The organism is Mycobacterium sp. UM_Kg27 (assembly GCF_000972905.1).
Taxonomy (GTDB): domain Bacteria; phylum Actinomycetota; class Actinomycetes; order Mycobacteriales; family Mycobacteriaceae; genus Mycobacterium.
In genome coordinates this window covers 1-6,114 of sequence record NZ_JRMM01000189.1, presented here as the reverse complement: position 1 = coordinate 6,114, position 6,114 = coordinate 1, and the positions used below count along the sequence as shown (strand labels likewise).

Below are 6,114 nucleotides of genomic sequence, written 5' to 3'. Positions count from 1 at the left end.
ATGTGTATAAGAGACAGCTTCTTGGCGATCTGGGAGAACATCACGGTAAAACTCCTTCCGCTAGGTTCTCCCAGGCATATCCGCGTCGGCGGATTTCAAAACCTCAAAGATTCACACTTCGAAGCGGTAGCCCATTCCCGCCTCGGTGAGCAGGTGTTTGGGGTTTGAGGGGTCGTTTTCGAGTTTGCGTCGCAACTGCGCCAGATAGACCCGAAGATATTGGGTCTCCTTTGCGTATGCCGGGCCCCATACCTGGGTGAGCAACTCGTCGCGGCCGACCAGCTTTCCCCGGTTTCGCACCAGCATCTCCAGCATGCCCCATTCGGTGGGAGTCAGGTGAACCTCACGGGAGTTCTTGGTGACCTTCTTGGCTGCCAGATCCACGGTGAACGAAGCGGTTTCCACTATTGGCTGGTCGGTTTCGGCGGTTGCGGCGTTGCGCCGTGCGGCGGCGCGCAGCCTCGCCAGGAATTCGTCCATTCCGAACGGCTTGGTCACATAGTCGTCGGCGCCGGCGTCGAGCGCCTCCACCTTGTCGGCCGAGTCGGTGCGAGCGGACAGCACGATCACCGGCACCGTCAGCCAGCCGCGCAGCCCGGCCAGCACTTCGATGCCGGAGATATCGGGCAGCCCGAGATCGAGGATCACCACGTCCGGGCGCTGCTCGGCGGCGGCGCGCAGGGCACCGGCGCCGGTCGCCGCGGTGACGACTTCGTAGCCGCGTACCGACAGGTTGATCTTCAGCGCGCGCAGAATCTGCGGCTCGTCGTCGACTACCAGGACCCGTGTGCTCATCAGCTCTCTCCCGCCGGTGCGGCCAGGTCTACCACCATGGTCAACCCGCCGCCTGGTGTCTCTGTCGCCGAGATGGTGCCGCCCATCGCCTCAGTGAAACCCCGTGCCACCGAGAGTCCGAGACCGACGCCGCTGGTGTTATCGCGGTCGCCGAGGCGCTGGAACGGATCGAACACGTGCGCTTCGCCGCCCCGCGGCAGTCCGCGTCCCTCGTCGGCGACGTTGATCAGGACGCGGTCGCCGACTTGGCCGGCTGTCACCCGCACCACGCTGTCAGAGGCGTAGCGCAACGCGTTGTCGATAACGTTGGCAAGCACGCGTTCCAACAAGCCGACATCGGCCATCGCCACGGTCGGGCCCACTTCGACCTTCACCTGGTCGAGGCCGCGCCCGAAGGTGTTGCTGTGCTTGCCAATTCCGATCAGCGCGCGCTGCACCACCTCCTCCAGATACACCTTGGTCAACTTTGGCCGGATCACACCCGCGGCCAGTCGCGAAGAGTCGAGCAAATTGCCCACCAAGCCGGTGAGCTGGTCGACCGATTCTTCCACGGTGGCCAGCAGTTCGGCGGTATCGCCGGGGGAGAAGTCGACGTCGTCGGCACGCAGGCTCGACACCGCCGCCTTGGCCGCGGCCAGGGGGGTGCGCAGGTCGTGGCTGACCGCCGACAACAGGGAACGGCGCAACTCGTCGGTCCGCATCACCGCGTCGGCCCGGCCGGCCTCGGCGGCCAATTCCTCCTGGCGGACCAGTCCGGCGGCTTGGCGAGCCACCACCGACAGCACCCGGCGATCGCGCGAGGCCAACTGTCGCCCGACCATCAGCATCCAGAACTCGTCGTCGCCGACGTCGATCGCGGTGTCCGCGAGATCTACCGAGGTGCACGGATTTTCGCCGACGGAGGCGACGACTTCCGGAGTTGCACTGCTGGTTGGGACGCGGACCAGGCTTACCGCTCGTTGTGCGTAGGTCTCGCGTACCCGCTCCAGCAGGGTGTCCAGGTCCGCGCCGCGCAGCACGGACCCGGCGAACAGCGTCATCAACTCCGCTTCGCGGGACGCGCGGCCGGCTTCCCGGGTTCGTTTGGCTGCGCCGTCGACCAGGGCCGCCACGGCGATGGCCACCAGGAGCAGCACGACTTCGGTCACCGCGACGTCGTGCTCGGCAATGGTGAAATCACGCCGCGGAGCGAGCACGAAGTAGTTGAGCAACACTCCGGACAGCAACGCAGAGAGTACGGCCGGAGCGATACCGCCGAGCAGGGCAACCAGCAGCACGCCTACGAAGAACAGCGCGCTCTGTCCGGCGTCGAAGTATCGGTCCAGCCAGCCCACCATGATCGCGCACATCAGGCACGGCACGACGACGGCGGCCAGCCACGAAGCCGTACGTCGCTCCCGCGGCGAGATCGACACTCCGCGGAAACTCGGCTTGGCGTCCTCGTAGGTGACGATGTGGACGTCGATGTCGCCGGACTGCTGTACCACCGCCGCACCGACACCCTCGTCGAGGATGCGGGCCCAGCGGGAGCGGCGCGAAGTGCCGATCACCAACTGGGTGGCATTGACGTCGCGGGCGAAGTCCAGTAGCGCGGCCGGCACATCGTCGCCGATCACGGTGTGCAGCGAGGCGCCCAGGCTGATCGCCAATTGGCGGATCTTGCCCACCCGGGGTGCCGGCGCACCTGAGAGCCCATCGCCGCCCAGGACATGCAGCACCAACAGGTCACCGCCGGCCTTCGACGCGATTCGGGAGGCACGCCGGACCAGGGCCTCGGACTCCGGGCCACCGGTCACCGCGGCGACGATGCGTTCCCGTGCCTCCCAGGTCTCGGTGATCTTCTTGTCGGCGCGGTAGCGGGTAAGCGTCGCGTCCACCTGCCCGGCCAGCCACAGCAGTGCCAATTCCCGCAGCGCCGTCAGCGTCTCGCCGCGGAAGTAGTTGGCCAACGCCGCGTCGACCTTTTCCGGAGGGTAGACGTTCCCGTGCGACAGCCTGCGCCGCAAAGCTTCCGGTGCGACATCGATGAGTTCGATCTGTGCCGCTTGGCGTACGACCGCGTCGGGGACGGTGTCCTGCTGGGTGGCTCCGGTGATCTTGGCGACGACGTCGCTCAGGCTCTCCAGCTGTTGCACGTTGACGGTGGAGACCACGGTGATTCCGGCGGCGAGCAGTTCTTCGATGTCTTGCCAGCGTTTGGGATTGCGGCTGCCCGCGGGGTTGGTGTGCGCGAGATCGTCGATCAGAACCACTTCCGGGTGGCGGGTCAGCACCGCGTCGACATCGAGTTCCCCGCCGGGCTCGCCGACGGTCTCGATGCCCTGCAGCAGTTCAGCGGTCTTGCTGCGGCCGTGGGTCTCGACCGCGGCAGCCACTACATCGGTGCCACGGTCGGTGCGGCGGTGCGCCTCGCCGAGCATCGCGTAGGTCTTGCCGACCCCGGGCGAGGCTCCGAGGTAGATGCGGAGTTCTCCCCGCTCGCCGCGCTGGTTCACCAGACTCACCAGACCATCATCGCGGCAACCGAGGGCATCAGCCAGCGACGACAGGCCGGGCCATCACAGTCGGTTTGAACCCATACCTGGGGTTGCTCAGGCCGGCCCCGCTGCGGCCGGCCGATGCCACTCCAGGCACGCCGGCCCCCACGGTGTTGACCGTGCTGCCGGCTTCCTCGGCCTCGGTCCAGCCGTGGCTGACCAGGGTGGCAGTGCTCTCGGGGATCGAAGTGGCCGTTGTCGGGACCGCTGCCGGCCAACTCTGAGGCACCGAGAGTCCGCCCACCGGGGCGGCCATGCCGCTGCCGGCGAGCACCGGGGCGCGGCCCAGGGGCGTCGCTGGCGGCGTGGCTACCGAGTCCACCAGTAACGGCGAAGTCACCGCCTCTGCCGCACCGCCGTGGGCGATGGCGATGGCGCTGGCGATACCGGCGAACGCGTGCCACGCGCCGGCGTTGGTCAGTGCCGAACTGTAGGTCTGAAGCCCGTTCCAGATGCCGATGTTCTGGGTCGAGTTGATGAAGTTGGACAGGAAGTCGGTCAGCCCGCCCTGGGCCGGCCCGGCGGCCAACGGCGCGGCCAGGGTCTGCATGGCGGTCGGCAACCCCGACACCAGCTGCGACAACCCGTTCTGTGCGCTGCCGGCCGAGGCCTGGGCGACAGCTGCACCCTGACCGGCGATCCCGACCGGGTTGGTGCTGGGAGCGGGTGAGCTCAGCGGCTGCAGCGTCCCGGCAAGCGCTGAGGAGGCCGCGTAGCCGTACATGGCCAAGGCGTCCTGGGCCCACATCTCGGCGTACTGCGCCTCCACCGCCGCGATTGCTGCGGTGTTGAACCCCAGGAAATTTGTCGCGACCAGCGCCGCGAACTGTGCCCGGTTGGCGGCGACCACCGCCGGGGGCACCGTCATCGCAAACGCCGCTTCGTAGGCGGCGGCCGATGCCGACGCCTGGGCGGCGGCGTGCTCGGCGGCGGCGGCCGTGGTGTTCAACCACGCCACGTAGGGCCGGACTGCGGCGGCCATCGCCGCTGCGGCCGGGCCCCGCCACTCTTCGTCGGTCAGCGTCGAGATCACTGACTCATAGGAGGCCGCTGTCGTGGCCAGCTCGGCGCCCAGCGCGTTCCATGTCGTGGCGGCAGCCGTCATCGGTGCGGCGCCGGCGCCCGAGTACATCCGAGTGGAGTTGATCTCAGGGGGCAATGCTGCGTAGTCCATGTCGTGGAAGTCCGTTTTCTCTAGTCGGTTTCGGCCAGGCTCGGTTGCCGCTAGACGATCGGCTTGCGCGGCATCACGACCGGCTTGACGCCGTAGCGAGGCCGGCCGAACCCGGGGCCACCACGATCGGAAGAGGCGACTGCCGGTGCCCCGGCAGGCATCGTGGCGGCGCCGTGCGGCTCGGTCGGAGTCGGGCCTGCCGCGACCAGCGGGCGCGGCTCGGCGGCCGGTGCGGCCTCGGCGGCCCACCCGGGCGGCGTTGACAGCTTGTTGAGGCCGTTGCCCTGGCCGGCGGCCCCGGCGACCGGTGCAGCGGTGGCGGCACCGGTCGTGCTCTGGGAGACCAGGTTGCCCTGGCTGACGCCCTCGACGTGGTGAATGACGCCGGACGGGTTGGTGATGAAGCCGGTGCCCAGGCCGGTGAATGCCGAGGCGGCGGAGCCGATGTTCGTGCCGTTCATCGTGGCCAGGATCGCGGAGTTGCTGGCGACTCCGCCCAGCCCGAATGTCGGGTCGGCGACCCCCGAGCCGGTGCTGCCCAGAGCGGAGCTGGCGGTGCCCAATCCGGCCGCTGCCGAGTTGGCGGTCTCGGTCTCCCCGTAGGAATCGGCGCTGACGCGCAGGGTGTGAATGAACATCTCCTGCATTGCCGCGGCCTGCGCGCTGATCTGCTGGTACAGAGTGCCGTAGGCGGAGAACTGGGCGGCCTGCAGTGCGGAGACCTCGTCGGCGGCGGCTGGGGCCAGCCCGGTGATCGGGCCGGCCGCGGCCGCGTTCTGGGCGTTCAGCGCCCCGGCGATCGTCGCTAGATTGCCGGACGCCGCGGCCAGCGCCCCGGGCTGGGTGGTCAGGAACGACATGACATCTCCTCGGCGGATACGAGCCGGACCCCAGCTGGGCTCGGTCACTGTCCACTGTTTCGTCGGACTCCCGACGGCCAGAGGTCGTTAACGAGTTCTTTACGGTCTCGCTCGGATTATTGACGGTTTGCTTTCAGGTCCAGCTGGAGCCCACCGCGGCGTCGGTGTGGGCCATGTTGTTGCCCGCCGACTGCACCTTCTGACCATGGGCGTTGGCCTGCTCGTAGATGACCTGGAAGTTCCGCCCGAGCGCGGTGATGAATTCCTGGCAGGCCACCGAGCCGGCGCCGCCCCAGAAGTCCCCGGCGGCGAGCACGTCGTGCACGATCGCCTGGTGCTCGGCCTCAAGGGCTGCGGCCTGGGCGCGAATCAACGCGCCGTGTGTGTCGACGTCGCCGAACTGGTAGTTGATAGACATCTGAATCATCGCTCCTTGTGTTAGCTACTCAAGATCTGCTGCGAGGCGGCTTCCTGCTGTTCGTACTGGTTAGCGTCTCGGATCAGTCCGTCGCGCACACCATGCAGCATGTTGACGATGTTGCTGAACGCGGTCTGCATCTGGCCCATGGTGTCGTAGGACGTGCGTTCGGCCAGCCCTCCCCAGCCGGAGCCGGAGATGCTGGTCGCCTGGAAATTTTCAAGCCCACATCCGCCGGGCTTCTGAGCCGTCCCGGTAAGTCCGGGGACTGATTTCCTTGAATCACCCCGCCTTCGGTGGGGTGTGCCTGTGATCGTAGTGAAGCGCTTC

The 6,114-nt window shown here is 67.8% G+C and carries 5 protein-coding genes and 1 pseudogene; all 6 read right to left on the bottom strand.

The features are described from left to right. Positions 1–111: 111 nt before the first annotated feature. Positions 112–795, bottom strand: coding sequence for a response regulator (locus tag LI94_RS19830; protein WP_046302273.1), 684 nt, complete (start codon positions 793–795; stop codon positions 112–114). Beyond that, on the bottom strand, positions 795–3,290 hold the full coding sequence (locus LI94_RS19825; RefSeq protein ID WP_046302275.1) for a sensor histidine kinase KdpD: 2,496 nt from the start codon (positions 3,288–3,290) through the stop codon (positions 795–797). The genes LI94_RS19830 and LI94_RS19825 overlap by 1 nt, the downstream gene beginning before the upstream one ends. Before the next feature lie 37 nt (positions 3,291–3,327). Then, entirely contained in the window at positions 3,328–4,506 is a 1,179-nt protein-coding gene (locus LI94_RS19820; RefSeq protein ID WP_046302272.1) for a PPE family protein, read from the bottom strand. Positions 4,507–4,556: 50 nt separating this feature from the next. Next, positions 4,557–5,366 (bottom strand): PE family protein, encoded by an 810-nt coding sequence (locus tag LI94_RS25130; protein ID WP_046302271.1) that lies wholly within the window; start codon positions 5,364–5,366, stop codon positions 4,557–4,559. 133 nt (positions 5,367–5,499) lie between these two features. Continuing rightward, positions 5,500–5,784: a WXG100 family type VII secretion target gene (locus LI94_RS19810; protein WP_046302274.1), complete on the bottom strand. Its 285-nt coding sequence runs from the start codon at positions 5,782–5,784 to the stop codon at positions 5,500–5,502. A gap of 20 nt (positions 5,785–5,804) precedes the next feature. After that, a pseudogene (locus tag LI94_RS19805) lies at positions 5,805–6,114 on the bottom strand (WXG100 family type VII secretion target); the annotation flags it as partial.

Coding starts and splice junctions, on each gene's coding strand:
- LI94_RS19830 (WP_046302273.1), bottom strand. CDS start 795: ATGAGCACACGGGTCCTGGTAGTCGACGACGAGCCGCAGATTCTGCGC.
- LI94_RS25130 (WP_046302271.1), bottom strand. CDS start 5,366: ATGTCGTTCCTGACCACCCAGCCCGGGGCGCTGGCCGCGGCGTCCGGC.
- LI94_RS19810 (WP_046302274.1), bottom strand. CDS start 5,784: ATGTCTATCAACTACCAGTTCGGCGACGTCGACACACACGGCGCGTTG.
- LI94_RS19820 (WP_046302272.1), bottom strand. CDS start 4,506: ATGGACTACGCAGCATTGCCCCCTGAGATCAACTCCACTCGGATGTAC.